This window comes from Acidithiobacillus acidisediminis (assembly GCF_023277115.1).
Classification (GTDB): Bacteria; Pseudomonadota; Gammaproteobacteria; order Acidithiobacillales; family Acidithiobacillaceae; genus Igneacidithiobacillus; species Igneacidithiobacillus acidisediminis.
On the sequence record NZ_JALQCS010000001.1, the window covers coordinates 2,558,696 to 2,585,523 of the forward strand.

A 26,828-nucleotide genomic window follows, 5' to 3' on the forward strand; every position below is an offset into this window, starting at 1 on the left:
ATGCCCGCCAGCAGCGAAATCCTGTCGCAACAAATCACTCGTCTCGAGGCGTTACGACAGGTTTTGCACGCGGAGTCCGAGGCTCTGCTCGGCAGCGACTGGGCGCGGGTGCAGACAATCGCGGCGCAGAAGGTACAGCTTTTCCGCGAGATCAGCGTCCTCGAAACCCAGCGTCGATCCCAGCGTGGCAGCGCCGAGGAAATGCGCCAACGCCACTGGCTGCTCCAGGAAATCGCCCAGATCAATCGCCGCAACGGGGCGAGCATCCAGGCCTTGGGACAGTTTCAACAGGAAGCTTGGCGGGTCCTTTTTGGTGCCGAGAACCAGCTCTATGACGATGATGGCCAGATCGGCAAAGGCAAGAGTGGTCATCGATTGGGAAGCGCCTGATGCTCGTCCTGACGCGCAGAAAGGGACAGGCGATTCGCATTGGGGAGGATATTCGGATCGTTATCACGCGCATCGAGGATGGACAGGTTCGTATTGGTATCGAAACCCCCAGCGGCGTCGCCATTCTCCGGGAGGAATTATTCGAAGCCATACGCAGCAACAATCGTGATGCAGCCCAGAATCAACTGGACCAGCTCGATGCCTGGTTGACCGGGCGTGGCACTGACAAGGTGCGGGAGAACTCATGAGTAGCAAGCAATACCCAACTCGCTTTGGCCTTCTGCCCATTGCCGAGAAGCAGATTTGGCACTGTGAGCCAGCGCTGTCTGGCTTTGCGGAGCTGCGCCATTTTGCGTTGATTCACGTCGACCAGCAGGGGCCTTTCCTGTGGCTGCAATCCCTGGAAGATCCCTTGATTGCGTTTCTGCTCTGTGCGCCCCAACATTTCGGCCTACAATACGGTGCTCCGCAGGCCGCCTGCGCCGGGGGCGTCAATATGTTGATGGTGATCCTGCCGCAAAATGCAGCAGAAGACCTGCGGGCGCATCAGTTGGCGCCCCTCTATTTTTGCCCCAATCAACGTAGCGTCCAGCAATGGATAGTAGAACAAGCGCAGGAAGCCCCACGGAACGGCTCAGATACGCCGCCGGCGGAGCTCTTGGCTCATGTTGTGCCTCTGAGCCTAGACACCGCAGCCCCCTCAGAGACGAGCGCGATGTAGCGCTTCCCGATCATGGCGCAGGGCATATTGGATCAGCTGTTCCTGTAATGCCAAAGGGGGGGCAAGAAATTCCACTCCCAGTTCTTGTACCGCCCCATTGCTGCTCCGCCGTGGGCCACTCAGATGCCGCAGGGTCGCCGCCAAGGCGTACTGCTTTCCTGCAAAAGCGAAGTTCAGCATGGGCAAACGCTCTTCGACACTGAGGGCATAATCCTTTGGGGTAGACACGCGTAGCCGGAGTCCACCCGCGCCGAGGTCGAGCACTTCCATTGCCAGGGCCTGGGCACCCTGACGCTGCAGACTGCCGCGGCAACCGGCCGGGGCTGGGGCCCGCAAGAAGGCCCGCCGTTGCCACTGGTACACTTGCTCCGGCATCGCCAGATGGACGGCAGGATAGCGTCGCCACTGGGCCCGTCCCAAAAAGCGCGTGACAAAGCCGGTGGGTATTCCCCCCAAGGTACTCCAAAGCAAGACCTCCTCGCCTACCCCCTCCACGGCATCAGGAGCGCCCATCCAGGGATCAAAAAGCAACCCTTGTTCGTCGGGCAAGATGTCAAAAATTTCACTTTCCACCACTCGCTGTGATGCACCGGCAAGGATGGACCAGGAGACCTGATCAAGCATGGCGGCACCGAGACGGCGGAGAGTCGCCTCCCCCTGTCGATGACTTTTTTGAAACAGCTGTTCGATAAAACTCTGATCCGACAGCATTGGCAGCCTCCCCACAAAAACGACGGATTTGCCAAGCAGCATCCATGCCGGCATGATCCTTGCGGATGGACAATCGGGATTCGTGCAGGAGAGGGAAATGACCAGACGTTCTCGCCAGGAGGAAGAATGGGAAAACCATGAGCGCTGGCTAGTGTCCTACGCCGACTTCATTACTTTGCTGTTCGCGTTTTTTGTCGTCATGTACGCGATATCCTCCGTCAACGAAGGCAAATACAAGGTACTCTCCCAGACCCTGGTTTCGGCTTTTTCCGGGCACCCGTGGTCGCCAACCCCAATTCAGGGGAGCGCCAGCCGTGCCCCTACACCCAGCGCAGCGGTGCAGCTACCGCCCCTGCCGAAAATCGTCGACGCCACCCCAGGCAAAATGCAAAATCCAGCTGATCCATCCCATCCTGTGGCCAAGCAGCCACCCGCAGACGATACTCGTCTCGATACGCTGAAAAAGGAGATGGAAGCCTTGCTCCAACCCCTCATCAGCAAGGGCAGCGTACTGATCCACCGCAGTGGTCTCGGTGTGGTGATCGATCTCAATGCCAAGATCCTGTTTCCCTCTGCCCAGGCACACCTGACGCCAGCGGCAGAACAAACCTTGGCGCAAATCGCCCAGGTCTTGGCGCAGGTTCCCTATCAGATTCAGGTGAATGGTTTCACCAACGATCTACCCATCAACACGGCGCAGTACCCCAACAACTGGGCCCTGTCTGCGGCGCGGGCCGCAGCCGTAGTGGAAATCTTCACCGCCCACGGAGTAAATCCGCGGCATCTGGTTGCCGCCGGCTATGGCAAGTATCATCCGGTTACACCCAACGACACCGCCAAAGGATTGGCCATGAATCGTCGCGTCAGTATTGTCGTCGTCGCCCCGCAACACCCCAGCAAGGCGGGCATGGATCCCATCATGGCCGGATCCATTGAGCAGCGCGGCTAAGGAGAGGACAGCGAGATGACACAGAATTCGTCAAAAAATCGACGACTGAAGGGCCTGCTGTGGTTTGGCCTTTTCCTACTCCTCATCGTCATTTTTCTGGCGTTTATCCTGCAGCGACGACAAACTGCACAGGAGGTCGCGGTAGGGGCATCGTCGGTGCAGCTTCATCTCCCCCTGCCAGCTGCGGCTGCCATTGCCCCTGCTACCAGTACTCCGCCAACGGTCAGCGCTGCAACGACGCAGAGCTTGGCCGCCTCCCCGTCTCCAGCGACAGGCATTTCTTCCGTGAGCAAGGGTCTTTCTGCGGCGAAGATGGAGAAAACGGTACTCGCTTTACCCGGTACCACCTGCCGCTCCGCTGGCTGGTACGTGCAACTGGCTGCGTTTGGGTCGTTGGCCGGAGCCCAGGAACTGGCACAACATGCCAGCCAGGCGGGCGTTCCGGCCTGCATCGGCAACCTCCCGCATAACCGCCTGTATCGCGTATTGGTAGGCCATCCTCAAGCCAGTCGCTTGGCTGCCAGCCAATTGATGCAAAAAATCAGTGCTGCCAAGATTTCCAAGAGTTCTGGCTACCCGCAGTACTGGAGCCCCGCAGCACAGCCGTAACGCCCTCAAGTTTTTCCTCCGTTGTGCCGTACTGTACCCCTGAGGCAGTACGGTGCAGAGCAGGAACATTCTTTGCTTGCGCCTGATAGAGTGAGCCATTCATTTCTGGAGGCAGAGCCAATTCATGGGCGTCGACGAAGTAGACAAAAACATTCGCATCCTCATCGTAGATGACTTCTCCACCATGCGGCGGATCGTTCGCAACCTGCTGCGCGAGATCGGATTCGGTAACTTCGATGAGGCAGAGGATGGCGTTCAAGCGCTACAGAAGTTGCAGGGTAGCCCCTTCGACTTTGTCGTATCCGATTGGAACATGCCCAACATGCAAGGAATCGATCTCCTGCGCGCAATCCGCGCCGACGCGCAGCTGCGCCACATTCCCGTGCTCATGGTCACTGCCGAAGCGAAGCGCGAAAACATCCTCGAGGCCGCCCAAGCCGGGGTAAATGGTTACATCGTCAAGCCTTTCACCGCCGAAACCTTGCGCGAAAAACTCGACGCGATCTTCAAGCGCTTGCAGGCGGCACAGGGGGCGAACCGATGAACGGAGCGGCGCCGGAACATTCCCTCAACGAAATCGAGCTCCTCCTGCGCGAGGGCTTACGGCGAATCGCCAGTACTGCGGAAGAGGATCTGGTCGGTGCAAAAGATCCCCTGGAAGAAGCCTTGCGCCTGACGGAAGAACAAACCATGGCGACACTGGCGGCGGTTGAAGTCGCGCAAGGGGCCCTGAGTGACATTCGTAGTGCCCATCACACCTTCATTGATCCAGAACTTGCACAGATCGAGCAGGCCCTGCAACGCATTGTGGCCAGCCAACAAGGTCAAGATCTTGCCGGTCAGCGGCTGAAGAAGGCCATCACCCTGCTCCGCGCCGTCGAGAATCGCATCCGTCAGACCCTCACCGAGATGGGATTGGAGCGCCAGCCCTCCGATATCGAAGAGAATGGCATGAGCAATCCTGATATCGATCAGGACGGGGTCGATGCACTGCTCGCAGAGCTGGGGATCTGAGCATGGATATGGACATTCTCCAGGACTATCTCGCCGAGGCGCGGGAGCTGCTCGAGAAGGCGCAAGCGGAAATTCTGTGCCTGGAGGATCGGCCCGACGACGACGAGCTGCTGGCCAGCCTGTTTCGCGCCTTTCATACGCTGAAGGGTGGGGCCGGCTTTCTCGAGGCACAAAACCTCGTCGACTGGACTCATCATCTGGAAGATCTCCTCGACAAGCTGCGCAGTCACCAGTTGCGCGCCAACGGCGACATGGTCGATGCGATCCTGCGCGGACTCGACGTCATCGATGGCATGCTGCAGCAGCTGGCACAAGGGGCATACCCTGCGCCCGGTCCGGAGGACCTTGGCGCGCGGATTCAGGCACTGGCCAGCGGTTGCGTGCCCGAGCCCGCTACCTCGGCATCGCCATCCGACCAGGCGGCAGCAACGAGCGAATCCTCCGGAACCGTCTACGCTGAGCAGCGCGCGGATGCACAGGGGAATCCGGGGATCTTCGTCGCCCAATGCCCGGAGCCGAGCGACATAACACCGGACGCTGCCGCAGATGAGATATCCGAAGCGGAGTTCGAGAGCGTCCTCGATCAACTGTACGGCAGCCGGGCACCGGGCCTGGACCAGGCGGCGCCGGCAGCAGACGAGATATCCGAAAACGAGTTCGAGAACCTGCTGGATCAGATGTACGGCGATCACAGTGCGCCAGGCCTATCCACCGCGGCGCCCGCCGTCGAAAAGCCGGCACCAGATTCCGGGCCACAGGCTCCGGCTCCGGCAACGCCAGCGCCAGTACCAGCCAAGTCCCCCGCGCCGCGGAGTATCGGTAGCAGCGAGGTGGAGAATACCCTGCGCGTCGATGCGGCGCGCCTTGATGCGGTGATGAACCAGGTTGGCGAACTGGTACTGCTGCGCAACCGTCTCAGTTCAGCCATCGGCAGCTTGCTCGAAGAAAATGAGGATCTTGGTCGCATTGCCCGGGAAATGGACCTTAGCGTCAATGACCTGCAGGTCAATGCCATGCGGCTGCGCATGCAGCCCTGCAAACGCATCTTCCAGCAGTTACCGCGGGTAGTACGCGACGCGTCGCGGCAGCTGGGCAAAAATGTCCAACTCGAGATCCAGGGGGAAGATGTCGAGATCGACAAGGCCGTCGTCGATGCCCTCTCTGGTCCGATGACCCATCTCATCCGTAACAGTCTCGATCACGGGATTGAGCTGCCTGAGCAACGACGCACGGCACAAAAACCGGAAACGGCGCGGATTCGCGTGGCCGCCATTCACCTCGGCGACAAGGTACGCATTGAAGTCAGCGACGATGGCCGCGGGATCGATCGCCAGATGGTGGTGCAGAAGGCCATCGAAAAAGGGGTGATCAGCGCCGAGCAGGCGGCACGACTTTCGGAGCAGGAAGCGCTGGAACTGATCTTCCGGCCCGGCTTTTCCACCAAGGAAGAGGCGACGGAACTCTCCGGGCGCGGTGTTGGCATGGATGTGGTGAAAGAGACCGTGCACAAGTTGCGTGGACGCCTGGACATCCGTACCAGCCTGGGCGCCGGCACCACCATTGCGATGGAATTTCCCCTGACCCTCGCCATTCTGCCGGTCCTCTATCTGCGCTTGCGCAGAGAGACCTACGCCCTGCCGGTGAACGCCATCGAAAGCCTGATTGATGTCCAGGACTCCCGCATCCATCGCATGCGCGGACGCAGTCTGTACCGGCTGGACGAAGGCGAGGTCCGACCGATGATCGATCTCGGGGAACTGCTACACGGCCGTAAGCTACGGCTCGGCTCCGAACCGATTGAAGGCATTCTTACCGAGCAGGCCCTGCTCCTCGTCTCCGAAGTGCTCGGCAATGAAGACTCCGTAGTCAAACCGCTGGATTTTTTGGCCAACGAGAACTGGTATCAGGGTGCCACGATTTCCGGGCGCGGCAACGTGGTGTTGATTCTGGATGCCGCAGCTCTGGGACGGCAGGGCATTGAATCAGGGGAGGCGAGTCGATGAGTACCGCACGGCAAATCATGGAGGTTGTCGATGCCTCCTTTCGCGCGCGCCAGGATATCGATCGGGCCTTGCAGGAAATCGACCGACGCGCCCTCAACGCCATGGTGCTGGTGAAAAAGCATGGCAATGTCCTGGCGGGCTACGGAGTCGTCGCCCAGGCCTTCCGGGAACGTGCTGCAAACTTGCGCGAATCCGCCTCGCACCTGCAAGCCAATATCGCGCCGCTGATCGAAGCGCAGATGCGCATCCTGCAGCAGGAGCGCCTGATTCAAAACTACGATCAGATGATGCAAAGCCATGGCAGCACCCTGCATCAACAATGTCCCGGTTTTGCATCGACACGCCAGGCCTGGGTCAAGACCATCACCATCGAACAGGACAAGGCGCGCAGGATCCTGCGCCAATTGCTGGAAAAGGTGCGGGTACTGCAAGAGGGCGTCGAAGAACAGGAATATGTAGTGACCAGTGGCCGCATCGAAGCGGCCTTGGTGGAGGCGAGTGGGGCACCGCTCATGCGGGTGTCACGAGACATGGGTGAGGCGGTACAGATCGTGGCGCGGGCCATACGCGACTATCGTCAGCAACTGGAGCGGTTACAAGATGAAAGCAACGAAAGTCTTTGAGGCCAAGGATCATCGCTGGTGGATACTCTATGACCAAGAGGAAAGCCGGGTCATTGACTCCAATGTCTATGTCATGGAATCGAAAGGTCAGTCTCTCCTGCTCGATCCGGGCGGATTCGAGATCTTTCCGCAAGTCTTTGCCGCACTCGTCGAGGCTGTGCGACCGGGCAGCATTCAGGCGGGCTTTGTCTCGCATCAGGACCCCGATATTGCCTCCAGCCTGCCTTTATGGCATGCCTGTAATGCCGACATGCAGTGGCATGTCCCCGCTCTGTGGGAGGGGTTCATTCGCCATTACGGGGCCTTGGAAGCGCCATTGCAAAAGATCCCTGACGAAGGTGGAGGCATCCTGGTTGGCGGGCGGCGTCTGGAATTCATCCCGGCGCATTATCTGCATTCCTCCGCCAATTTTCATGTCTATGACCCAGAGGCCAAGGTGCTGTTTTCTGGTGACGTCGGGGCGGCGCTCCTCCCCCCCGGACATGCGCCTTGGGTGGATCGGCGTGATCCCGATGGCAAATCCTTCGCCGCCCATATCGAAAAGGCGCGCTATTTCCATCAGCGCTGGATGCCGTCCAACCGCGCCAAAACTGACTGGCTGGAACGCGTGAGCCAACTCGAAATCGATTTTCTCTGTCCCCAACATGGCGCCATTTATAGCGGTCCGCAGGTACAGCGCTTTTTCGACTGGTTTGCTGCCCTCCCCGTTGGCAGCGCTCTGACCAATGGATGAATCTATGCAGCTTCAGGACCTGAAAAACTACGCCCAGGCACTGCTCGAGCCGCTTTCCACCCTGGAGATGCTCTGTGCGGCCGATCCAGCGATGGAAAACCGGATCTTTTATATGAACGAGAGCGCACGGCAGGTGATGGATCAGTATGCCCAACGGCTGCAACCGCTGCTGCGGGGAGCCGATACCCGCACTGCCCTGGGGCAGTCGATTCATCAATTTCATCGGGATCCGGAACGAGTGCGGGGGATATTCCGCAAACTCGCTGATGGAAGCCTGCGTGAACATCACAATGTACTGGATTTGGGAGACATCCGCTTCATTCTGCGCTTCAGCGTGGTGCGGGAAGAAAATGGGAGTCCCATCGCCTTTCATGCTTCGTGGTCAGACCACAGCAGTGAACGCAAGAATCGCCAGGTTCTCGCAGACATCGCCGCCAATGCCATCGACAGCGCAGTGACCATTGGCGAACTCAGCAAGGACGCCGAGCAGGCCATGGGCAGCACCAGTCGTAACCTGGACTTACTGCGCACGAGCATTGCCAGCAACCAGGAGAAGGTTTCGGCCCTGGTCAACCAGATCGGTGGCATCGGCAGAATCGCCCAAACCATTCGCGAGATTGCCTACCAAACCAATCTTCTTGCCTTGAATGCCGCCATTGAAGCGGCGCGCGCCGGGGAGCATGGACGCGGTTTTGCCGTCGTCGCCGACGAGGTGCGCAATCTCTCGCGCCGCGTCCAGGAAGCGACCGAAGAAGTCCAGGAAAACCTGGGCACGATCGCAGAGTCGGCGCGATCGCTCGGCGAGGTGGCGCGGCAAAATCAGGCGCAGGCCGGCGATGCCAAGGCCGTGACCGAGCACCTACAGAAGCAGGTGGAGAAACTCCGCTGGCTAGCTGCCGCAGCCAGCATCGATGCGGCACGGCAAAGCCATCAGGATCGCTTTCAGCAAGTGGCCGATGAAATCCAACTGGGCACCCATCACCTGCAAGCCACTGACCTTGCGAATGAGCATAGCTGTTCCCTGGGACGCTGGATGGAGCGCATGGGCGACGCCCTGCTGCGGAACCAGCCGGAATATGAGGCGATTCGCAGCCCACACCACAGGTTCCATGAAAGTTTGCGTGCAGCCCTGGAAGCGAGAGCAGCGGGCCAGCTGGATACGGCGCAGCAGCTCATTGACCGAGCCCGCCCGGCCCGCGACGAAACCCTGCAACATCTGCAACGGCTGAGCAGCGAACTGCATCAGCGGATCAAGGAGTAGGAAATGGACAGTATCTTGCGCGAAGTCGATGAACGTGCCCAACTCGCCGGGACCAACAAGTTTGAGCTACTCGTCTTTCGCCTCGGTGCCGATGCTGCGCTCGGGAGCCAGGAACTTTTCGGCATCAATGTCTTCAAGGTGCGTGAGGCCCTGGTCATGCCGAAAATTACCCCCATGCCCGGGGCGCCAGAGCATGTCCTGGGCGTGGCCAATATCCGTGGACAAATCATTCCCGTCATCGATCTGCCGCAAGTGGTCGGCTGCCAGGCCAAGGGCCTGAACATTCTACTGGTCACCGAGTATGAACGCTCGGTGCAGGGCTTCGCTGTGGAGGACGTGGAAGAAATCGTCCGCCTCGACTGGAGCCACGTGCTCTCGGCCGAGGGCGCTGCAGTTGGCGGCCTAGTCACCAGCCTTGCGCGCTTGGATGAGGATATTGAAAAGGCGCGTCTGGCGCTGGTGCTCGATGTCGAACACATCCTGCGCAAGGTCCTGCCCTCGCGCTTCAAATCGGGGGATGAGCTCAACCAGCATCATGCCGTGGACATCCCCGCGGGGTCGGTGATTCTCTACGCCGACGACTCCGCCGTGGCACGCAACCAAATCGAAAAGACCCTGCGCAGCCTGGGCCTGCCCTTCATCAGCACCAAAACGGGCAAGGAGGCCTGGGAGCGCCTGCAACAGTTGGCCAAGGATGCGCGCGCCGAGGGACGCGCCGTTACCGACAAGGTAGCCCTTGTCCTGACCGATCTAGAAATGCCGGAAATGGATGGGTTTACCCTGACCCGCCGCATCAAGGAAACCGAAAACCTGCGCTCCGTGCCGGTGGTCATCCACTCCTCGCTCTCCGGTAGCGCCAACGAGGCCCACGCCCGCAGCGTTGGCGCCGATGGCTACGTGGCCAAATTCCTCCCCGATGACCTGGCGCGATCGGTCGAAAGCGTCATCCACCGCGACGCCAAATGAGGTAAGAACATGCCAAGCACCCCAGATTCTCTCAGCTCCCTCCTCAGCGCTTGCCTCGACGGTGACGCGGATACCGCTCGCCTACTGCGCGAGGACGAAGAATTTCAAAGCTCTATCGCCCCCATTTGCCAACAGCAGCGAGATCAGTTGCGCCGGTATTGTTCCGTGTTGGACCAGCAAATCCGGGCATTGCAGGATGCCAACGACAGTCATCTGCTGGAACTGGAGTTTCGTGCCAGCTTGCAACGGGCAGAGCTCGATAGCCAGTCCCTGGTTGATCAGGCGCAGGCCGTCATCCGTGCCGTCAAGGACTCGGCCGTAGCGGTCGCCGCCAATCAGGATCTCGCCTCACACACCTTGCATGATGTTCAACTGGGTAACCAACGTCTCTCCGAACTCATCGGCGAGATGGATCTGGTCGAACAGGCCGTGAATGGTATGGGGAAAACGGTACAGGCCTTTCTCGAACAGACCCGCACCATCACTACACTGGCGGTGAAAGTGCAGGAAATCGCCAAACAAACCAACCTGCTCGCCCTGAATGCCGCCATCGAAGCGGCTCGTGCCGGAGAACATGGACGGGGTTTTGCCGTCGTCGCAGATGAAGTCAAAAAGCTGGCGCAAAGCTCTTCTCATGCCGCCAGCGAAATCCGCAGTGCCGCCAGCAATATCAATGAAGGCGCAGCAGAAGTGGAAAACCGGGTATCGGCCAGCATTCAACACCTCCGTCGCGGCGGGGACTCCCTGGAAACGGTGGCCGAGGTCCTTGGCATGGCGAACCACTCTGCGCAGGAGACCCAGGAAAACATCAAAAACATCATCGACGGCAGTGCCCAGGAGATTGCTGCGGCGGAGGCCATGGGGGCGCACATGGAAACCCTGCGCGGGTCCATGCAAAAATTTGACGGCAGCTTTAGTGAGATTGGCAACTGCCTCGGAAACATACAGAAAAATCTGGAGCAGGCCGCAGAAGAGGCCATGAATGGGCCTGTTGTCCCTCTTGCCGTGCGTCTCAGCATTGCGAAAAGCGAGCATGTGCGCTGGGTCGGAAAGATACTGGAAGCCATCCGCAGCGGCAACACCAGTCTGGGCACAGAGGAGCTGAAAGACGAGCACGCCTGTCGCCTGGGACTCTGGATGGATGCCTTGAGCGAGTCTGCCTTGACCCAAAGCACGGAATTCGCGTCCTTGCAGCAGGTCCATCCGCAGGTGCACAAACTTGGCTTGCGTCTGCTACAGTCAGTGCGCGAGCACGACAGGACGGCAATTCACAAAGGCGCCGAACAGCTAAAAAGTCTCAGTACGCTGGTGCAGACGCAACTCGACAAACTGCGTGACAAGATCCTCAGCGCGGGGGATTGACGGTGGCAAAGCAGGAACCTGTGGCCAGCGAAGACGCCGCCGCGCCAGAGCACCCTGTCGCATGCTGGCCGCGCTTTCGACTCTGGGCCATTGCCCTCGCCGCCGCCATCGCTGCCGCCAGTGGAACGATTTTGCTCCCGCCCGCCATTCCCGCCGCCGCCCCATTTTGGGCACCCTATGCCCTCGATATTTTTCGCTTTCTGGTTCTCTGGTATGTCGCGCGGGTCTTGGTCCGCAGCCTATTTTCTGTGGCCGAGTGGGTCTTCTTAGCGCTATTCCCCGTCCAGCATAAAGTTTCGTCGATCGACTGAGCGGTTTAAGCTCAATGGCGCCGCGCCGTCCACCAATCGCGTCCCAGCCCAAAAACCGTGAGCGCCAGTGCCACAAGCAACAAATCAGCGATCCAGCGCCAGCGCACCCAGTCGCAGATCGCTGCCAAATGCAACAGGGTACTGACTCCCATGCTCGGCCCGTGCAACGCCAGTTGCGCCTTCGCATTGGTTTCGAAGACCACCCCCAAATATCGCATCACCATCAGCAGCAGCACTACCGCGAACAGTGCCAAGCCGGTGTAGATCCAGGCCGAGCGCCGACGCCAACGCATGACTACTCCTGACGCCAGGACTGCAGTTTCTGCATCGCCGCCGACAAGAGAGTGTTTGCTCGTGCCAGTGACCCCGCTTCCACGTAGCAGCGCAACTCCGGGGCATTACCCGAGGGGCGCAGGTGCAGAATCTCGTCCGCTTCACTGTGCAGGCGCAGCCCATCGGTCAGATCCGAGCGGGCGGCAACAAAGCCGATATCAGCAAAATCCCTGTTAAACGCTGCCAGCCCAGTTGCAGGCTCCTGGTAGCACGCCAGGATGCTGCGGCTGCGCTCCGTCGGAAATTCCTGTACGCGATCACTGCTGGTAAAACGTTGCGGCAGATCTTGCAGTAGCGACGAGAGCGGCGTTCCCGCCCGCGCAGCCGCCAGTAAAGCGGCCAGCATGGGTAAGATTGCATCCCGCGTCGGTAGTGGATGCAAATTGCGCCCATCCTCGTGCAGGGTCGAGGCGAGCAGAAAACCGCCATTGGCCTCGTACCCTACCACCCGTGTACAGCCTTCTGCCAAGAGCTGCTCCATACCAGCGATTACATAGGGCGATCCGATCCGCGTGCGAAGCGTACGCGCAAAGCGACTGGCGCGCTCCAAGCCGGTATTGCTGGAGACGGGCGTTACCACGGCATCTGCCTGCAAGAGCGCGGCGCAGACTTGCCCGAGCTGATCCCCACGCCACCATTCGCCTTGCTCGTCCGCTACCATAGGACGATCCGCATCCCCATCCGTGCTGAGCAGGGCATGCAGCTGCCATTCCTGCACCCACTGCTGTGCCAAGGCGCGATCCTCCGGGCGTAACGCCTCGGTATCCATAGGCACAAAGGCCTCCGATCGCCCCAGGGTCAGCACTTCGGCGCCCAGGGCCTCGAGGATTTCCGGCAATAGATCGCGGGCAACACCGGAATGCTGGTAGACCCCAATACGCCAGTTTTTCAATGGCTGACCAGGGAAATAGTCCAGATAACGCTCTTTGTATTGCACGCGTCCTGCATCCTCCGCAGGCGGAAGCTCCGGTCGTCGGCGCAGTGCGCCGGAGTCGGTAAAGACCCCTCGATCCAAGGCGGGCCGCCGGGCGAGGATGCCTGCTTCATCCTCCTTGCGCAGTTCGGTATGCGGTCGGTTGAACTTGATGCCATTGCGATCAAAAGGGATGTGACTGCCGGTAACCATCAAAGACGGCACCTTGGCGCGAAAACCGGCATAGGCCAACGCCGGCGAAGGAATGCGTCCGAGATAATGTGGCTCGCCGCCAGCATCCAGGACTCCCTGCCAGGCCGCTTGCAGGATCGCCGTAGTGCTGGGACGAAGATCACCTGCCAGGAAAACCTTCATCCCGGGCTGAAACTCGTTCAGCTCTTGCAGATGCTGCAAAAAGGCGATGACGTGGCCAAGCACCACCTCGTCTCGCAACTCCGTCACCAAACCCCGCAAACCGCTCGTACCAAACGCCGCCATCGTCTTCCTCCGGGAGTGCCGCACCATCATAGCATGGCATGCTCCTGTCCCACTGAACACGCCTTGACACTCTCTACGGAACTCTCTACATTGCGCAACTCTGTTGCAATGTGTCGACGCCATGTCCACTCCCTCAGCCACATCCGATCCGCTTTTGGCAGTGTCCGCTCTTGAGGTGCGCCTGGGCGGGCGACAGGTCCTGCAGGACATCTCCTTTTCCCTGCAAGCCGGGACGGTTGCGGCCCTGATTGGCGAAAACGGTGCTGGCAAGACTACCCTCCTGCGCAGCATCCTGGGCATGCAAAGCTGGCACCAAGGCAGCATTCGGGTCCTCGGCCAGCCAGTGCAGGAACAGCTCGGCGCCCTGGGCTATGTGCCGCAGAAGATCAGCTTTGACCCTTATCTCCCTCTGCGAACCCGGGATCTGGTGGCCTTGGGGCGTATGCCGCGGCGCTGGTGGCAGCGCCCCGATGCCCGCATCCTCCGCGACGCCCTCGCTGCCGTGCAGGCCGAGTCTTTTGCCGAACAACGGGTGGGCATGCTCTCGGGCGGGCAGCAGCAGCGTGCCGTCATCGCCCACGCTCTCGCCCGCCAACCCCGCCTCTTGCTCCTGGACGAGCCTCTGGCCAACCTGGACTTTGCCAGCGCCAGTCGTCTGGTGCAGCTGCTGGGGAGCCTCGCCCACCAGCAGGGCATTAGCGTGCTGGTCACCGCCCATGACATGAACCCGCTCCTGCCCGTGTTGGACCAGCTGATCTACCTGGTGGGTGGACGCGCTGCCGCCGGTACCGTGGACGAGGTGGTGCGCAGCGATGTGCTGAACCGCCTTTATGGCTACCCGGTAGAGGTCCTCCAACACCGCGGACGCCTGCTGGTCCTGCCCGAAGATCCTCGTCAGGGTCTTGAAATCCCCTGCCACGTGCATCATGACTGATCCTCTGCATCTGGCCAGCTTTTTTCAGAACTCCGCCGTGCAGACCGCGCTCTGGATTGGCGCGTTGGCAGCGATCCTCAATGGGACAATAGGGGTCTTTACCGTGCTGCGGCAGCACAGCTTTGCCGGCCATGCCCTGGGGGACGGCAGCAGCGCCGGGGGTTCCCTGGCAATCTTTGCTGGCATCAGCGCCTTGTGGGGATTTTTGGCGATGGCGTGGCTGGCGGCGTTGGCCATGGCGGCCCTGGGCTTGCGTCGGGCGCAGGAGCGCGACCTCGCCACCGGCATCGTCCTGGGGGCCACCTTGGGTTTGTCAGCGCTACTTCTGTACTTTGATGTCACCCTGACCCGGGCCAGCAGCGCCACGGTAGACGTGATGTTTGGGTCGATCTTCGCCCTGGCACCCCAGTTGTTTTGGCCCATTGTGGCCCTGGTGGGGGTAGCCATCGGTTTGGTCCTGATCCTATACCGGCCGCTGCTCCTCATTGCTGCCGATCCGGACCTGGGCCGCGCTGCGGGCCTGCCGGTACGGCGCCTGGAAATCCTGTATCTGCTCCTGCTCGGCACGGCGGCGGCCTTGTCCGCTCTCTCCATCGGAGTGATCCTTGCCACTGCGCTCCTGCTTGGGCCAGCGGCCAGTGGCCTGCGTCTGGCGCGCAAACCGTGGCAGAGTTTTTTCTACGCCCAGGCCATCGCCCTGCTTGCCGTCTTTGGCGGCATTTACCTCGCCTACAGTAGCTACTACTGGTCCGGCGGCGCCAGTTGGCCGGTGAGCTTTTTTGTGGTCCTGCTCATCCTGCTGTGTTATTTAGCGACGGCAGCCTGGGGTCCAGCACGGGGCCTGCAACGCTGATGTTTTCCAGTTATCTCCTGCATACCTGGATTGCGGCTACCTTGCTCGCCATTGCAGCGGGTAGCCTGGGGTATTTCGTGGTCCTGCGGCGCAGCGCCTTCGCCGCCCACGCCCTGCCCTTGGCGGCCTTCCCCGGCGGGGCCCTGGCGACGCTGCTGGGCTTCGCACCCCTCTGGGGCCTGGCAGGATTTGCCCTCCTCGGGGTGGCCTTTCTCCGTTTTTTCACCCGCCTCGGCCGGCGCGATGTCGCGATCGGCCTGTTGTTGAGCAGTTTTCTTGCCCTCGGCGGGCTGTTTCTGAGCCTGGGGCGCGAATACGCTGCCCGCGTTTACGGTCTGCTCTTTGGCGAGGTCGTGGGCATATCGGCAGCCAGCCTCCTGCCCTTGGGGCTACTGAGCCTGACGGTTATCCTGCTGTTGCTCTGGCGCTTTCCCGATCTGCTGCTGCAATCCAGCCAGAGCGAACTGGCCATGGCGCGGGCCATCTCACCCATCCGCATGGAGTGGTTTTTCCTCATCTTGCTGGCCCTGGTGAGCGCCGCTGCGGTGCCCGTGGTCGGCACCCTGTTGGTCTTCACCCTCCTGGTCAGCCCCGCCGCCGCGGCCCAACGGCTGTCCGCCCATCCCTACCGCGCCTGGCTGCTGGCAATCCTCCTGGCGGAGCTCCTCAGCTGGTCTTCGATAGCCCTATCCTATTGGTCCAACTGGCCCCTGAGCTTTTTTGTCGGTACCCAGGGCGCCCTGCTTTTTTTGCTCAGTCGCTTCCTGACGCGGCCCTGATTCCCTTCCCTCACATCGCGCTTGGTGGCATCATCAGCGGCGTTGAGGAAAGAACACCGAGACGCAGTCGAGGGAAGTCATGAACACACCGAGCACCAAACGACCCGATCGTTTCATCATCAGCGGAGCCCTGCATGGTGTCACCCCCGAAGCAAGAAAAACCCTGGAAGAATTCGAGAAGCTGGGCGGCCATATCGATTATCTCCCGGAAAAGGCCCTGGCATTGATCCAATACGACGGTCGATGCGGCGCGGAACTGGAGGAACACATGGTGGCGGTATTGCAACGGGCGGGCGCCTCCTGCGATTCCCATGGCGTCATCTGCCATGGCAAAGACCACTGTGAACCCCTCAATCTGCATGTTGGGCCATTGGCACAGGACCATCCCCGTCGCGGTGAGTCTCTCAGTAAACACCTCGGCCGATGGTTACATCTCAAGCAAAAGTGAGTCTTTGCCGCCGATGCCACAAGCTCGGCGCTGTCCTCCTGCTGTTTTCTGGCTTTGCTCATGGCGCTCTCAGTGCGCAACAGGAGCTGCTGCTGCAGAATGCGGCACAAGCCTTTTCCCAAGGAAATTATCGACCGGCTGCCGCAGCCCTGCCGCAGCTCGCCAATACCTATATGGGACCTTGGGTGGCCTACTGGTCCTTACAGCCCCGTTTACAGACCCTGCAAAACGCGCAGTTCCGGCAATTCGCCAACGAATTTCCCCAAGGCGCTGCCTATCTATTGTTGCGCCGGCAGTGGTTGATCGAACTCGGGAAACGGCAGGACTGGCAGCACTTTACCGAGGTCTATCATGCCGGACCCGCGCCCGAGAATATCACCATTCGCTGTTACGCGGCGCGCAATCCCTTGCTGCGGATGGGTGATCCTGGGTCGCTATGGCAGACAGCGCCGGCGACGGATGGTGCCTGCAACCGTATGGCCAAAAACGCGCTGAGCCAGGGGCAGATCGCCACCCCTCTCCTGTGGCAGAAACTGGCGCAAATGGTACGCACCCAACAGCTCCACACAGCGGCGAGCTTTGCCACCTACCTTCCTGGCCCTGCCAGCTCCGCCGTGGCGGCGCTGCTGCAAAATCCCCATGCCTGGCTGGCAGCGCATGCCGAGACTACGGGAGCGGAATTTGGTAGCGTGGCTGGAGCGGAATTGCTGCACCTTGCGCTGCTCTGTGAACTACCCAATGCACCAGCCCTGGCAGTTGCGCAGGCCGAAACATTGCCGGATCTGACGGCGGCACAGCGGGCCTCCGTTTGCTACAGCGCGGCGCAGCAGGCGGCACAGAAATTCCAGACGCAGAATGCCGTTGCTTGGTACCAAGCGGCAGTCAATGCCGACGCGAGCTACCGGCCAGAGGTGGATGTTCTGCAATGGATGGTCCGTTCCGCCCTGTTGCAACAGGACTGGCCGCTCGTTCTTGCCGCAGTACAACGCTTACCCAGGGAACAGGCAGAAAAGAGTCAATGGCAGTTCTGGCGCGCTCTGGCGCTGCAAAAAAGTGGTGAACCTGCCGCAGCGCGCGCCATTTGGAGTCGCATAGCCTCACCCTTTGATGCCTTCGGACAACTAGCCACCGTTGCCCTCGGCCGGCCGCTGGGTCTCCCTACCGCAAATCCGGGCGCAACGACATTCACGGCGCCGGGAGGTACACGGTCGGCGCCAGAGAGTCAGGAAAATAGCAGCCTGCGTCGCGCATTCAAGCTCTACCAACTGGGCTTGTATTTCGATGCCCTTTGGGAGTGGGGGCGGTATCTGGACACCCTCCCCAACACCGACGCCATTCGCGCGGCCACTGAAAAGGCCGCCCAGAATCAGGCCTGGTTGCTCGCCATCAATGCCAGCACCCGCATTCCCAATGATGCGGATTGGCGGCAAGGATATGTGCTTCCCTACCGCAACGATATCCTGGCGAGCGCAGCCCAGAATGCCCTGGCGCCATCCCTGGTTGCAGGCGTGATTCGCCAGGAATCGGGCTTCGCGCCGGGAATTAGCTCCTCCGCCGGTGCGCAGGGAATCATGCAGGTCATGCCGGGCACGGCCGCATGGGTGCAACGACACTATCCCCAAACTGCGACTGCGGATCTACAGAGTGCCAGTGGCAACATCCAGATTGGCACGGCCTACCTGGCCTATCTACGCTCCCAATTGGGCAACTCGCCCTTGCTCCTCGCCGCCGCGTACAATGCCGGGCCAGGGGCAGTGCAGCGCTGGCTGGCCAAAATCCCCATCGGGGACAGCCAATGGACCGGCCTGATTTTTGCTGCCAACATCCCCTACCGGCAGACCCGCGACTATGTCCTTGCTGTACTCAGCAACACGATCGTATATCGCATGCTGCTCGCGGAACCCACACAGTCTCCCCTATCTTACTGGCAACTTGCGCGCTAGACACATGCGTCGATCATCACTTACTAGCGAAGAAAACGAGAACATGCTAGCTTTGCAGGGTACGCCGTGCGGGGAAGCACAGAAAAACGCCCACAACGCAAAAATTCACCGACATGTCCAATTTTAGTCCGCTCGATCTTCGCCAGATGCTCCCAGCACGCTCCGGACTGGACCTGCAGCTATATCACCAGCTTCTCATCAACGATTTCTCTTCTGTCGGCTTTCGTGACCCCGCTGATATTTGCCAAGATGCGAACAATACCAGTGTCATTTTTTCCGCAGACGAGGATGATGATGGAAGCATATTTGTGTTTCAGAATTGCTCTAACGACCAAATTCTTTTCCTACCCCAGGAAAATGTCCTCAGCAAAGTCTACGATAGAAGCCTGATCTGTATAGACAGCAAGAGTTTCATATCCAGCTTTTTTTCTGAATTCTCCACTATCAGAAATGGGTCTTTCCTGTTTCAGGCGCCAAACCTGGTCTACTGGAGAAAGAAAAGATTTCGTGATCGTATTCACCTACAGACAAAAATCCTCATTCGGCGGCGGAATCTGCAGACGATTCACGGCTGGCTGCGCGATTTCAGCACTACGGGCATCGGCTTTCTCGTCAATGACGTGGATCTTCCATTAGGTGAAATCGTACTGGTCGAATTTTCCGTTCCCAATTGCGGCGATATTGCGAGCACGGCGCGTATCGTGCGGCGGGAGAATCATCTCAATCGCCAATTTGGTCTGTTCGTGGCGGCGCGCCTCCTACTGACACGAACCCAGGCAGAATATATGAGAAGTCTGTATTTCTGCGCTCAGGGCAAGGGGCTGAACCTGCCCGACACACCGGAGTTGTCAAAAATTGGCAGCTATGAGAAAAAATCGTACGCTTCCCTCAGTGACAAGAGGCCAGACACTGCACGCATGAAAGACGCTGAGACTCCTCCGCCAGCAGCGAAAACACCTGCTAGCGAGCAAACTGATCTGGGCATCGCCCCGTTGCCTGTGCAGGCCATTCTCAGCATGGCGACGCCCTACCAGCCAAATTTTTCACCCCTATCCATAGAGAATCCGGGCAGCAGTGATGATCAGGTCGACAACGTCTCGGCAACGGACGCGGTGAAGGTGGAAGAAGTACCGCAAGCCATCACCGTAGAACCAGCGCCGGTGGAAGATCCGCCAAGTGCTCTCGCGCATGCCAAACTGCCGGCCATATCCACGGACCCTGATGATGCGGATCAGGAGGAACGCCCCCCGCTTGTCACCCCCCCCCTTTCGCAAAGCGTTGACCTCTCCCAGGAGACCATGATGTCAGAAGAGCAGTCTCAGCAAGCTTCGTTTTCCCCGGTTGCCAACAGCGTAACCCCGGTACAACCCAGTTACAGCAGTCCGCGGCGACTCAACGCGCGCGTCGAACTCGCGGCGGTCCTGTGCAGTAAAGCAGAAGTCTTTATCGAGACGGAAGGGTATCGCGAAGGGTTGGAGTCCTACGAACAAGCCTTGGCCATTCTGCAGGACTTGCCAGAGGCTGATGCAGTCACGCCAAAGACGCTGGATATCCGTGGCCGCGCTTTGCTCGGTAAGGCAAGAGCGTTGTTTTCTCTGGGTGACAGCAATGCGGCCAGTTCCGCGAGCGAGGCCATCCAGACGCTCGCCCAGGTGCAGCAGGACAGCGTTCTCAAACGCCCCCGATTGGGCATGGACCTGGCGCAGGCGTACATGATTCGTGGCACCGCCGCCTCCGGGCAAAATCCTGCAGAGGCCATTGAAGCCTATCAACAGGCAGACAAAATTCTGCAAGAGATGCGCGGGCAGCTCGCGGACCAAGCCCCGCTCGAGCTTCTGCAGCTGAGCGCACGGCTGGCGCTCTGCGTGGGCAACCTCTATGCCAGCGAGGGCAACTTGACCGAATCCCTGCCCCACCTGGATCGTGCCCACGAGTTGAGCGAGCTGGCGCTGCGCGCGCTACCCGAGGAGGCCTCCTGGGCCTTGCGGACGACGAGTGCCAGTGCCTTATTGCAAAAAGGAAACATGCTTTTTCAGTTGGGAAAGGAAGGCGAAGGGAAGCAAATTACCGAAGAGAGCATCCAGATTTGGCAAGGACTGCGCACCCAGTTGGCCGACCAGTTCACCAGCAGCCATTACGCGCAATTGGGCATAGCGCAATTACAATATGCCAAATTCTTGCGCACCCTGGGGCTCTACAGTCAAGCAGAAAGTACCCTGGCGGCGGTGCAGTCCGTGCTCCAGGAGCTACAGCAAAAATTTGGCGACGCTTTGCCTCCACACGCGCAGCAGCTGGTCGCTGCGGTGCAGTTGCAAGAGTCCGAACTAGCGCTGGAGCAAGGAAAGCTGTCCCAGGCATCCACGAGTGCAGAGCGGGTGATTACCGCCATGCGCAGCCTGCAAGATCGACTGGGTAAGCAATTCAGCTTCGAAATGCGGGAGCTGCTCGCCGCTGCACTGCTCTCTTTGGGCAAAATTCATGGCGCCTCCGGAAACAACAAGGCAGCACTGGACGCGATCAGCGAGGCACAACTGATACTGGCCAGCTAGCGGCCCAGCGGTCGCTGCGAAAACAGGGGCCCACCGTGAATTCTTCCCCCAATGAGCTTGTCATTACGCAATGTCGCGAAGGTAGCAGGCAATACCTTCGCCTCTCGCCTGCTGGGATTTGCGCGTGACGTCATTCTGGCGCACCTGTTTGGCGCGGGCATGGCCGCCGATGCGTTCTTTGTTGCGCAACGCATCCCCAATCTCTTTCGCCGACTGTTTGGAGAGGGCGCCTTTTCCCAAGCCTTTGTGCCCGTACTAGGGGAATATGTTCAGGAACGCAGCCAAGAGGAAGTCCGGGAATTCGTCGCCGACGTGGCCGGCTGGTTACTGCTTAGCCTCCTGATCATCACCTTCATCGGGATTCTTGGAGCGAGCATCTTCGTTTATCTCCTCGCCCCCGGTTTCGCCGCCGACCCGGCAAAATTTCAGCTGACCGTCCTGCTCACGCGCATTACCTTCCCCTATCTTTTGCTGGTATCCCTGGTTGCGCTCTCGGGGGGGATCCTCAATACCTACGGCCACTTTCAGGTGCCAGCCTTTACCCCCGTCTTTCTCAACCTTGGAATCATTGCTGCGGCAATCCTCTGGGCACCCCACATCAGCCAACCAGTCATTGCGGTAGCTTGGGGCATGATTTTTGGTGGTATTGCGCAACTGCTGTTTCAATTACCTGCGCTGCATCGCGTGGGACATTTGCGCTGGCCTCGTCTGCGTCGCCACGACCCCGGTGTGGCACGCACCCTGCGCTTGCTGGGGCCAGCGGCCCTGGGCGCCTCGGCGGCACAAATCAACCTTTTCCTGAATACGGTTCTGGCCTCCCTGGTCGGTGCCAATGTGGTCTCCTACCTGTATTATTCCGACCGCTTGGTGGAATTCCCCTTGGGCGTATTCGGTGTCGCTCTGGGAACCGTGGTCCTTCCCACCCTCACCCGGCAAAGCAAGAGCGCTGAGTTCCCGCACACCCTCGACTGGGCCCTGCGCTGGACCTGGCTCATTGGCCTCCCCGCCACCCTTGGCCTACTGCTCCTAGGCAAGCCCCTGCTCATCACCCTGTTTCGTTATGGCGCCTATAACGCCGCGGACGTGGATCAGAGTTACCTCAGCCTCTTCGGTTACGGTCTGGGAATTCTCCCAATCATCGCGGCGCGCGTCTTTGCGCCCGCTTTCTATGCCCGCCAAGACACCCGCACCCCAATGCGCTTTGGGGTCATCAGCGTGGGGATCAATATCGTCATCAGTCTCCTCCTCGCCTGGCCCCTGCATCAGCTCGGTCTGTCCCTCGCCACCAGCATCGCGGCCTCGGGAAACGCCTCGTTACTGGCGCGCCGTCTGTGGCGCGAAAACATCTATCGGCCGGCCCCCGGTTGGTCCCGCTTTCTGCTGAAAACCGCGCTGGCGGCTGCAATTCTGGGCGTGGCCCTGTACTTCTTGCGCGGCACTCCTGCAGATTGGTTGCGCTGGTCTGCCGGCATCCGTGTGGCTCATTTGTTGGTGCTGATCGTCGGCAGCATCTTGCTCTATGGCTTCCTGCTCTGGCTCATCCGGCTGCCAGAGCTACGCCAGTTACGTCGACGCTGAACCGACTCTTCGCTACACTACAGCGGTTTTCGGCTCAGGACCCCGTACTCACTCATGACCCAGCATCTGCGCCTGCATGCGTTGCCCAGACCTGTTCAGGCAGCGGCACAGGCCGTGACCATTGGGAACTTCGATGGCGTTCACCTAGGACACCAGCGGCTTCTTGCCCAGATGTCCGACAGCGGATTGCCACGCACCGTCCTGACCTTCGAGCCTTTGCCGCGCGAGTTCTTTCTCGCTGCGCAAGCACCCATACGGCTCAGCAGCCTGCGGGAAAAAACAGACGCCCTGCGGCATTACGGCGCCGATCATGTGGTCTGCGCCCGCTTTGATGCCAGAATGGCTGCGCTCTCTGCCGAGGACTTCGTCCGCGAGGTCCTGGTAGGGCATCTCCACGCCCGCGCCGTCTATGTCGGCCACGACTTTCGTTTTGGCGCGCAACGCCGGGGTGATTTCGCCCTGTTGCAGCGTCTGGGGCGGGAATTCGACTTTATCGTGCAAGAGCAGCCGCCCTTTCTGCTCGATGGCAAACGGGTGAGCAGTACCGGTATCCGCCAGTTCCTGGAACAAGGCGAACTCGATCGTGCTGCCCGCTGGCTGGGCCGACCCTACGCCGTTTGCGGCCGAGTACGCCGCGGCGATCAGTTGGGCCGCGAGCTGGGCTTTCCCACCGCCAACCTGCCCCTGGAATCGCGCCCCCTACCCCTGCGCGGCATCTTTGCGGGTCGCTTGCACAGCGAGATCGGCCACTGGAATGCGGCAGTCAGTATCGGCCTACGCCCCACGGTCAATGGCAAGACCCTCGTCCTCGAGGCGCACTGTCTCGACGCCGATTCCCCCAACTTGTATGGACAGCAGGTCCGCGTCGAACTCTTCCACAAGTTGCGGGATGAAGAAAAATACTCCAGTCTCAAGCTCCTGATCGCCGCCATTCACAACGACGTAGAACAGGTACGGCAATTTTTTCTTCCCCATTCATCACAAGCCCATGGACTATAAAAGCACACTCAATCTCCCAAAAACCGACTTCCCCATGCAGGGCAAATTGCCCGAGCGCGAGCCCGAGCGCCTGCGCCGCTGGCAGGAACTAGATCTGTATCAGCACCTGCTCCAGGCCCGCGCCGAGGCCCCAAGCTTTGTCTTGCATGATGGCCCTCCCTATGCGAACGGGCAGATCCACATTGGCCACGCCGTCAACAAGGTGTTGAAGGACATCATCAATAAGTCCAGGCTGATACAGGGCATGCGGGTACCCTATGTGCCGGGCTGGGACTGTCATGGCTTGCCGATCGAAATCCAGGTCGAGAAAACCCACGGGCGGCCCGGCGAGAAGCTGAGTGCGTCGGCCTTTCGCCAGGCCTGCCGCGACTACGCCGCGGAGCAGATTGAAGGGCAAAAAGCGGACTTCATTCGCCTCGGCATCCTCGGCGATTGGGACCATCCCTACCGCACCATGGACTTCGCGGCCGAGGCGGACATTCTGCGGGAATTGGGTAAGCTCGCGGTAAGCGGACAAGTGTATCGAGGCGCCAAACCGGTGCACTGGTGCGTGGACTGTGGCAGCGCCCTGGCCGAAGCCGAAGTGGAGTACCGCGATCGCAGTGACCCGTCCATCGACGTGGGCTTTCGCGTAGCAAACCCGAAGGATCTGGCAGAACGTCTTGCGCTGCCGGGACTCACCGGAGAGGCAGAGGTGGTGATCTGGACGACCACCCCCTGGACCCTGCCGGCAAATCAGGCCGTTGCTCTGCACCCAGCCTATGATTATGTCCTGGTGCAGGCTGGTTCTCGCTTGCTGATCCTGGCCGATGCCCTGGCGGAATCCGCCTTGGCGCGCTATGGGCATCCTCACAGCGAAGCCCTCGCCACCTTCCGCGGCGCGACCCTGGAGGGACTGCGCTTGCTCCATCCGTTCCAGGAGCGCAGCGTCCCCGTCATTCTCGGTGAGCATGTTACCCTGGATGCCGGTACGGGATGCGTACATACTGCCCCGGCCCACGGCGTGGAAGATTACCTGGTAGCCCAGCAGTACCACTTACCCATTGACAGCCCATTACAGGGTAACGGTCAGTATCGCCAAGACCTCGGTGATGGTCTGGCCGGACTGAGCACGGCGGAAGCCAACCACGCCGTACCGTCCCTGCTGCACGAGCGCGGGCGCCTGCTGCATCAGGAAAAAATCGAGCATAGTTACCCCCATTGCTGGCGTCACAAAACGCCGCTGCTCTTTCGCGCTACCCCGCAGTGGTTCATCAGCATGGAACGCAACGGCTTGCGGCAGAACGCCTTGGCAGCGATCGAACAAACGCGCTGGATTCCTGCTTGGGGGGAAGAACGCATCGCCGACATGGTGCGCAAGCGCCCGGATTGGTGTATCTCCCGCCAGCGCGCCTGGGGCGTGCCCGTGGCCCTGTATGCCTGCGCGCATTGTGGCGAACCATTGCGCGATCCCGAGGTTTTTGAGCGCATTGCAGCGGCGGTGGAAGCCGGCGGCGTGGATGCCTGGTTTAGCGGTACCGATGGCGATTTCCTCGGCGCGGCGGAGCGACACTGCGCCGCCTGCGGGCACAAGGAATTCCAAAAGGTGACCGACATTCTCGATGTCTGGTTCGACTCTGGTTCTACCCATGCCTTCGTCCTCGAACGACGCGCAGAATTGCATAGCCCGGCTGATCTGTATCTGGAAGGGGCAGACCAACACCGCGGCTGGTTCCAATCGTCCTTGCTGGAATCTGTTGCCAGTCGCGGCAGAGCGCCCTACCAGGCGGTCCTCACCCATGGCTTCACCGTTGACGGCGAAGGGCGCAAGATGAGTAAATCCTTGGGCAATGTCATTGCCCCCCAGGAAATCATCGATCGCTTTGGTGCCGACATCCTGCGCCTCTGGGTGGCTTCCGAGGACTATCGCGGCGAGATCCCCATCTCCGACAATATCCTGCAGCGGCTGGGAGAGAGCTACCGCCGGATTCGCAATACCGCCCGATACATCCTGGGCAATACCCACGACTTCGACCCTCAACACGATGCCTTGGCGGATGCCGAACTGCTGGAAATGGATCGCTGGATGCTCGGCCGTTGCGCGACCGTGCAGCAGGAAATCCGGATCGCCTATGAACAGTTTCAGTTTCATCGGGTGGTCCAGGCCATGCACAATTTCTGCGCCATCGACCTGGGCGGGCTCTATCTCGACGTGCTCAAGGATCGGCTCTATACCACCCAGGCATCGTCACGAGCACGACGCTCGGCACAGACGGTGCTAGCCAGGATCCTCGATGCCCTGCTGGTCTGGATGGCACCAATCCTGAGTTTCACTGCAGAAGAAATCTGGCAGCATACCCCCTGGCGGAGCGCGGAAAGTGTCTTCTTCGCCAGCTATCCAGATCTTGGCGAGTCGGCAGAGCCCGTTCTGGACGAAACCTGGCAGCGTCTTCTTGCCCTGCGGGACGCAGTGAATGCTGCCTTGGAACCCCTGCGCCAGGAGAAAAAGATTGGTTCTGCCCTCGATGCCCGAGTAATCGTCTACGCCAATGCCGAGTGGCAGTCGCGGCTGCAGCCCAGGGCGGCGGAGTTGCGCTTTTTGCTCCTCTGCTCCGATTTCCACTTGGCCGAGCTCCAGCCCAACATGGAAGAATCTCTCCCCGGTTTGCATATTACCGTAGCACCCTACGATGCCCCGAAATGTCCGCGCTGTTGGCACCGCCGCGGAGATATTGGCAGCCATCCCGATCATCCGGAGGTCTGCACGCGTTGCGCCGAGAATGTGGCTGGCAGCGGTGAACTGCGGGAGTATTGCTGATGCTCCGCTACCTCTGGTTGAGCGTCATCGTCATTCTGCTGGATCAGGGCGTCAAACTCTGGCTCAGCCAACTCTGGCGCGTTGGGCAGGGTATCGTAGTCATCCCTGGCATCCTCAACTTTCGCCTCGTCCACAACACCGGCGCCGCCTTCAGCTTTCTCGCGGGTGCCGGTGGCTGGCAACGCTGGCTGCTGATTGGCATTGCCATACTGGTCGTGGTGGTACTCGTCGCCATTTTGCGACGCCTAAAGCCTGGTGCCCATTGGACGGCAATTGCCCTGGCCCTGATCCTTGGCGGGGCGCTGGGAAACCTTATCGATCGCATCCGTTTGGGCTATGTAGTGGACTTCATCGGCGTCCATTGGGGCAACCTCTACTGGCCCTATTTCAACCTTGCCGATAGCGCCATCAGCATTGGCGCCGTGATGCTCATCGTCGACGCATTTCGTCGCCATTGATGCACCATTGTCGTGAAAATGAGACAACAACCCCACTATAGGAAGTGCAGGAAAATTCTATCTCACTGATTTATAGTAATAATAATATTTGGC

Annotated in this window: 26 protein-coding genes and 1 pseudogene; 24 read left to right on the forward strand and 3 right to left on the reverse strand. The window is 60.0% G+C overall.

Annotated features, from left to right (window positions below):
• From M5D89_RS12825 to fliW, 3 genes are read left to right on the forward strand one after another with little or no spacing between them, the layout of a single operon-like run.
• Window positions 1–390: a flagellar protein FlgN gene (locus tag M5D89_RS12825; RefSeq protein ID WP_248886191.1), complete on the forward strand. Its 390-nt coding sequence runs from the start codon at window positions 1–3 to the stop codon at window positions 388–390.
• The gene (locus M5D89_RS12830; protein ID WP_248886192.1) at window positions 390–638 is read left to right on the forward strand and encodes a carbon storage regulator; all 249 of its coding nucleotides are present in this window, start codon (window positions 390–392) and stop codon (window positions 636–638) included. The genes M5D89_RS12825 and M5D89_RS12830 overlap by 1 nt, the downstream gene beginning before the upstream one ends.
• Entirely contained in the window at window positions 635–1,111 is a 477-nt protein-coding gene (fliW, locus tag M5D89_RS12835) for a flagellar assembly protein FliW (RefSeq protein ID WP_248886193.1), read from the forward strand. Before M5D89_RS12830 ends, fliW begins: the two co-directional genes overlap by 4 nt.
• On the opposite strand, the gene M5D89_RS12840 is transcribed toward fliW, so the two are convergent.
• Window positions 1,091–1,822: a flagellar brake protein gene (locus M5D89_RS12840; protein WP_248886194.1), complete on the reverse strand. Its 732-nt coding sequence runs from the start codon at window positions 1,820–1,822 to the stop codon at window positions 1,091–1,093. The two genes, fliW and M5D89_RS12840, sit on opposite strands and share 21 nt — an antisense overlap.
• Window positions 1,823–1,919: 97 nt before the next feature.
• Between M5D89_RS12840 and motD the strand changes: the two genes are divergently transcribed.
• The 11 genes and pseudogenes from motD (at window position 1,920) to M5D89_RS12900 (ending at window position 11,653) form a co-directional block, all read left to right on the forward strand.
• The gene (gene motD / locus M5D89_RS12845; RefSeq protein WP_248886195.1) at window positions 1,920–2,771 is read left to right on the forward strand and encodes a flagellar motor protein MotD; all 852 of its coding nucleotides are present in this window, start codon (window positions 1,920–1,922) and stop codon (window positions 2,769–2,771) included.
• A 15-nt stretch (window positions 2,772–2,786) separates the two neighbouring features.
• On the forward strand, window positions 2,787–3,380 hold the full coding sequence (locus tag M5D89_RS12850) for an SPOR domain-containing protein (protein WP_248886196.1): 594 nt from the start codon (window positions 2,787–2,789) through the stop codon (window positions 3,378–3,380).
• 124 nt (window positions 3,381–3,504) lie between these two features.
• The gene (gene cheY, locus M5D89_RS12855) at window positions 3,505–3,924 is read left to right on the forward strand and encodes a chemotaxis response regulator CheY (protein WP_248886197.1); all 420 of its coding nucleotides are present in this window, start codon (window positions 3,505–3,507) and stop codon (window positions 3,922–3,924) included.
• On the forward strand, window positions 3,921–4,394 hold the full coding sequence (locus M5D89_RS12860) for a protein phosphatase CheZ (protein ID WP_248886198.1): 474 nt from the start codon (window positions 3,921–3,923) through the stop codon (window positions 4,392–4,394). The genes cheY and M5D89_RS12860 overlap by 4 nt, the downstream gene beginning before the upstream one ends.
• Before the next feature lie 2 nt (window positions 4,395–4,396).
• On the forward strand, window positions 4,397–6,397 hold the full coding sequence (locus M5D89_RS12865; protein WP_248886199.1) for a chemotaxis protein CheA: 2,001 nt from the start codon (window positions 4,397–4,399) through the stop codon (window positions 6,395–6,397).
• The gene (locus tag M5D89_RS12870; protein WP_248886200.1) at window positions 6,394–7,020 is read left to right on the forward strand and encodes a hypothetical protein; all 627 of its coding nucleotides are present in this window, start codon (window positions 6,394–6,396) and stop codon (window positions 7,018–7,020) included. The genes M5D89_RS12865 and M5D89_RS12870 overlap by 4 nt, the downstream gene beginning before the upstream one ends.
• Entirely contained in the window at window positions 6,998–7,753 is a 756-nt protein-coding gene (locus M5D89_RS12875) for an oxygen-binding di-iron domain-containing protein (RefSeq protein WP_248886201.1), read from the forward strand. Before M5D89_RS12870 ends, M5D89_RS12875 begins: the two co-directional genes overlap by 23 nt.
• 4 nt (window positions 7,754–7,757) lie before the next feature.
• Window positions 7,758–8,873 (forward strand): annotated as a pseudogene (locus M5D89_RS14290) (methyl-accepting chemotaxis protein); the annotation flags it as partial.
• A 144-nt stretch (window positions 8,874–9,017) separates the two neighbouring features.
• Window positions 9,018–9,980, forward strand: a complete 963-nt coding sequence (locus M5D89_RS12890) for a chemotaxis protein (protein WP_248886202.1) — start codon at window positions 9,018–9,020, stop codon at window positions 9,978–9,980.
• A 9-nt stretch (window positions 9,981–9,989) separates the two neighbouring features.
• Window positions 9,990–11,342, forward strand: a complete 1,353-nt coding sequence (locus tag M5D89_RS12895) for a methyl-accepting chemotaxis protein (RefSeq protein ID WP_248886203.1) — start codon at window positions 9,990–9,992, stop codon at window positions 11,340–11,342.
• A gap of 2 nt (window positions 11,343–11,344) precedes the next feature.
• Entirely contained in the window at window positions 11,345–11,653 is a 309-nt protein-coding gene (locus M5D89_RS12900; RefSeq protein ID WP_248886204.1) for a hypothetical protein, read from the forward strand.
• 11 nt (window positions 11,654–11,664) lie between these two features.
• Here M5D89_RS12900 and M5D89_RS12905 read toward each other — a convergent pair whose 3' ends face one another.
• Both M5D89_RS12905 and M5D89_RS12910 read right to left on the reverse strand, forming a co-directional pair.
• Window positions 11,665–11,946: a hypothetical protein gene (locus tag M5D89_RS12905; protein ID WP_248886205.1), complete on the reverse strand. Its 282-nt coding sequence runs from the start codon at window positions 11,944–11,946 to the stop codon at window positions 11,665–11,667.
• Window positions 11,947–11,948: 2 nt separating this feature from the next.
• A complete protein-coding gene (locus M5D89_RS12910) occupies window positions 11,949–13,397 on the reverse strand; it encodes a phosphomannomutase (RefSeq protein ID WP_248886206.1) in 1,449 nt (482 codons plus the stop codon).
• 121 nt (window positions 13,398–13,518) lie between these two features.
• Between M5D89_RS12910 and M5D89_RS12915 the strand changes: the two genes are divergently transcribed.
• The 10 genes from M5D89_RS12915 to lspA all read left to right on the forward strand — a co-directional run bounded on the left by M5D89_RS12915 (window position 13,519) and on the right by lspA (window position 26,735).
• Window positions 13,519–14,331, forward strand: a complete 813-nt coding sequence (locus M5D89_RS12915; RefSeq protein ID WP_248886207.1) for a metal ABC transporter ATP-binding protein — start codon at window positions 13,519–13,521, stop codon at window positions 14,329–14,331.
• Window positions 14,324–15,184, forward strand: coding sequence for a metal ABC transporter permease (locus M5D89_RS12920; protein WP_248886208.1), 861 nt, complete (start codon window positions 14,324–14,326; stop codon window positions 15,182–15,184). Before M5D89_RS12915 ends, M5D89_RS12920 begins: the two co-directional genes overlap by 8 nt.
• A complete protein-coding gene (locus M5D89_RS12925) occupies window positions 15,184–15,963 on the forward strand; it encodes a metal ABC transporter permease (RefSeq protein WP_248886209.1) in 780 nt (259 codons plus the stop codon). The genes M5D89_RS12920 and M5D89_RS12925 overlap by 1 nt, the downstream gene beginning before the upstream one ends.
• 79 nt (window positions 15,964–16,042) lie before the next feature.
• A complete protein-coding gene (locus M5D89_RS12930) occupies window positions 16,043–16,411 on the forward strand; it encodes a hypothetical protein (RefSeq protein WP_248886210.1) in 369 nt (122 codons plus the stop codon).
• Window positions 16,408–18,354: a lytic transglycosylase domain-containing protein gene (locus tag M5D89_RS14355; protein WP_248886211.1), complete on the forward strand. Its 1,947-nt coding sequence runs from the start codon at window positions 16,408–16,410 to the stop codon at window positions 18,352–18,354. The genes M5D89_RS12930 and M5D89_RS14355 overlap by 4 nt, the downstream gene beginning before the upstream one ends.
• A 113-nt stretch (window positions 18,355–18,467) precedes the next feature.
• A complete protein-coding gene (locus M5D89_RS12940) occupies window positions 18,468–20,903 on the forward strand; it encodes a PilZ domain-containing protein (protein ID WP_248886212.1) in 2,436 nt (811 codons plus the stop codon).
• Between the two features lie 51 nt (window positions 20,904–20,954).
• Window positions 20,955–22,481, forward strand: coding sequence for a murein biosynthesis integral membrane protein MurJ (gene murJ / locus M5D89_RS12945; RefSeq protein WP_248886213.1), 1,527 nt, complete (start codon window positions 20,955–20,957; stop codon window positions 22,479–22,481).
• A gap of 54 nt (window positions 22,482–22,535) precedes the next feature.
• Window positions 22,536–23,480 carry a bifunctional riboflavin kinase/FAD synthetase gene (locus M5D89_RS12950; protein WP_248886214.1) on the forward strand — a complete coding sequence of 315 codons (945 nt, stop codon included), beginning with the start codon at window positions 22,536–22,538 and terminating at the stop codon, window positions 23,478–23,480.
• Window positions 23,470–26,277 carry an isoleucine--tRNA ligase gene (gene ileS, locus M5D89_RS12955; protein ID WP_248886215.1) on the forward strand — a complete coding sequence of 936 codons (2,808 nt, stop codon included), beginning with the start codon at window positions 23,470–23,472 and terminating at the stop codon, window positions 26,275–26,277. The genes M5D89_RS12950 and ileS overlap by 11 nt, the downstream gene beginning before the upstream one ends.
• Window positions 26,277–26,735, forward strand: a complete 459-nt coding sequence (lspA, locus tag M5D89_RS12960) for a signal peptidase II (RefSeq protein ID WP_248886216.1) — start codon at window positions 26,277–26,279, stop codon at window positions 26,733–26,735. Before ileS ends, lspA begins: the two co-directional genes overlap by 1 nt.
• Window positions 26,736–26,828: the final 93 nt, after the last annotated feature.

Excerpts from the sequence above, each read along its gene's own strand:
- M5D89_RS12830 (WP_248886192.1), top strand. The coding sequence starts at position 390 with ATGCTCGTCCTGACGCGCAGAAAGGGACAGGCGATTCGCATTGGGGAG.
- M5D89_RS12840 (WP_248886194.1), bottom strand. The coding sequence starts at position 1,822 with ATGCTGTCGGATCAGAGTTTTATCGAACAGCTGTTTCAAAAAAGTCAT.
- fliW (WP_248886193.1), top strand. The coding sequence starts at position 635 with ATGAGTAGCAAGCAATACCCAACTCGCTTTGGCCTTCTGCCCATTGCC.
- M5D89_RS12930 (WP_248886210.1), top strand. The coding sequence starts at position 16,043 with ATGAACACACCGAGCACCAAACGACCCGATCGTTTCATCATCAGCGGA.
- lspA (WP_248886216.1), top strand. The coding sequence starts at position 26,277 with ATGCTCCGCTACCTCTGGTTGAGCGTCATCGTCATTCTGCTGGATCAG.
- M5D89_RS12920 (WP_248886208.1), top strand. The coding sequence starts at position 14,324 with ATGACTGATCCTCTGCATCTGGCCAGCTTTTTTCAGAACTCCGCCGTG.
- M5D89_RS12825 (WP_248886191.1), top strand. The coding sequence starts at position 1 with ATGCCCGCCAGCAGCGAAATCCTGTCGCAACAAATCACTCGTCTCGAG.
- M5D89_RS12850 (WP_248886196.1), top strand. The coding sequence starts at position 2,787 with ATGACACAGAATTCGTCAAAAAATCGACGACTGAAGGGCCTGCTGTGG.
- murJ (WP_248886213.1), top strand. The coding sequence starts at position 20,955 with ATGAGCTTGTCATTACGCAATGTCGCGAAGGTAGCAGGCAATACCTTC.
- M5D89_RS12905 (WP_248886205.1), bottom strand. The coding sequence starts at position 11,946 with ATGCGTTGGCGTCGGCGCTCGGCCTGGATCTACACCGGCTTGGCACTG.
- M5D89_RS12925 (WP_248886209.1), top strand. The coding sequence starts at position 15,184 with ATGTTTTCCAGTTATCTCCTGCATACCTGGATTGCGGCTACCTTGCTC.
- M5D89_RS12865 (WP_248886199.1), top strand. The coding sequence starts at position 4,397 with ATGGATATGGACATTCTCCAGGACTATCTCGCCGAGGCGCGGGAGCTG.
- M5D89_RS12890 (WP_248886202.1), top strand. The coding sequence starts at position 9,018 with ATGGACAGTATCTTGCGCGAAGTCGATGAACGTGCCCAACTCGCCGGG.
- M5D89_RS12940 (WP_248886212.1), top strand. The coding sequence starts at position 18,468 with ATGTCCAATTTTAGTCCGCTCGATCTTCGCCAGATGCTCCCAGCACGC.
- M5D89_RS12860 (WP_248886198.1), top strand. The coding sequence starts at position 3,921 with ATGAACGGAGCGGCGCCGGAACATTCCCTCAACGAAATCGAGCTCCTC.
- ileS (WP_248886215.1), top strand. The coding sequence starts at position 23,470 with ATGGACTATAAAAGCACACTCAATCTCCCAAAAACCGACTTCCCCATG.
- M5D89_RS12870 (WP_248886200.1), top strand. The coding sequence starts at position 6,394 with ATGAGTACCGCACGGCAAATCATGGAGGTTGTCGATGCCTCCTTTCGC.
- M5D89_RS12950 (WP_248886214.1), top strand. The coding sequence starts at position 22,536 with ATGACCCAGCATCTGCGCCTGCATGCGTTGCCCAGACCTGTTCAGGCA.
- motD (WP_248886195.1), top strand. The coding sequence starts at position 1,920 with ATGACCAGACGTTCTCGCCAGGAGGAAGAATGGGAAAACCATGAGCGC.
- M5D89_RS12895 (WP_248886203.1), top strand. The coding sequence starts at position 9,990 with ATGCCAAGCACCCCAGATTCTCTCAGCTCCCTCCTCAGCGCTTGCCTC.
- cheY (WP_248886197.1), top strand. The coding sequence starts at position 3,505 with ATGGGCGTCGACGAAGTAGACAAAAACATTCGCATCCTCATCGTAGAT.
- M5D89_RS12915 (WP_248886207.1), top strand. The coding sequence starts at position 13,519 with ATGTCCACTCCCTCAGCCACATCCGATCCGCTTTTGGCAGTGTCCGCT.
- M5D89_RS12875 (WP_248886201.1), top strand. The coding sequence starts at position 6,998 with ATGAAAGCAACGAAAGTCTTTGAGGCCAAGGATCATCGCTGGTGGATA.
- M5D89_RS12910 (WP_248886206.1), bottom strand. The coding sequence starts at position 13,397 with ATGGCGGCGTTTGGTACGAGCGGTTTGCGGGGTTTGGTGACGGAGTTG.